This is a genomic window from Desulforamulus aeronauticus DSM 10349 (assembly GCF_900142375.1).
In the GTDB taxonomy this organism is placed as follows: domain Bacteria; phylum Bacillota; class Desulfotomaculia; order Desulfotomaculales; family Desulfotomaculaceae; genus Desulfotomaculum; species Desulfotomaculum aeronauticum.
In genome coordinates this window covers 1-1,312 of sequence record NZ_FRAR01000059.1, presented here as the reverse complement: position 1 = coordinate 1,312, position 1,312 = coordinate 1, and the positions used below count along the sequence as shown (strand labels likewise).

At 34.8% G+C, this 1,312-nt stretch carries 1 protein-coding gene and 1 pseudogene; both read right to left on the bottom strand.

Annotated features, from left to right (window positions below; all coding sequences use genetic code 11):
• A pseudogene (locus BUA78_RS19635) lies at positions 1–847 on the bottom strand (hypothetical protein); the annotation flags it as partial.
• A 37-nt stretch (positions 848–884) separates the two neighbouring features.
• Positions 885–1,312: hypothetical protein (locus BUA78_RS20445; protein WP_207650528.1), on the bottom strand; the 428-nt coding region annotated here is incomplete at its 5' end.

The window sequence follows — 1,312 nt, the reverse complement described above, 5'->3', positions numbered from 1 at the left end:
TCAATGCCTGTCCAAACTTACCATTTTCAAAGCGTGGATTATTAACCGATACCTGTGTTCCATCCTGTTTATAGGCAACTGTGGAACGAGTGAATGTGGCATTAAGCAATATAAAAGTCGGGTCAATAATTACCGGATAAACAGCTGTTTTCATCCATTCAGGATCAACAGAAAGGGTTAACAGCCCCTCCTTTGATAATTCCATATTGACTAAATCACATCGATCACCATTCTTATCTAGAGCATAGGGCTTGGGTATGTAAAAAAGTGGTTTATCTGAACCTGGATCAAAGAAGTATATTTCTTCATTAGCTTTTTTCTCGTATTCAGCATTGTTTACATTTAGTTGAAAATAAAAGTCACTCATTCCAGTATATTTTCGTACAATAATGTCCTCTTTGAGCCAGCTTCTTTCCAACGTATATTTAATGCTTGTATCAGGATAAATGTTTTCATATGTAATGGTGTTATTATAGACACTCCCTGAAACTGATCTGAAGTTTAAAGGACTGATTATTAGGTTTGCATTTCCTTGGGAAAAGCTGAGAAGCTCCTTACCGGCTTTTGACTTAAAAGCAGCTTTGTATAGTCCTTTTTTATTTTTAATGGAATATAAGCTATCTGCTTCACTGCTAACAGAATAATTATTTTCATTAACATTTTCCAAAGCTAATTCATTAACTTCTGTATTTGAATCAACTACCTTATCCTTATTTTCCAGGATATTATCATATGATTTCACAATGGAATATTCTGATTTAATGGATTCTGCTGCAAAAGAAGCTAAAGGAAAGCAAACAAAATTTATAGCTAATACCATTAAAAAACATATTAGTCTTTTTTTCATACGAAACACCTTTCGTTTTAAAATAGTTAGATATAGCCTAATTAATAATTCGCCGTATCAGGTTTCCATTACCATCATACTGATAGTTAATTGTTTTATTTGGTGTAGTAATGCTGTTTAAATAATTTAAGTTATCGTAAACATAATTAATCATAGGAAGAGACACACCTGAATTGTTGTCAAAATTCATCTTTAATGTCGTATCCACATCTATAGGTAACGGTTGGTTACTTTGAAATGCCGCTTGGTGCTCGACCAAAGTGCGGGCACGATTAGAAATTCGGAGGTCGTCTACAAACGTAGCAAAATTATTCACTAGTCCTACCTCATTAGGCAAATTCATTGCTGCTGTAAACGCCTTTTTGCCAATGGACTGTCCGTTAACCATTAATTCTCTTGTCCCGACAGTTGCATCCCACGACATGCAAACATCAATTGATTGATCAGCTACAGCCACACCTGCGG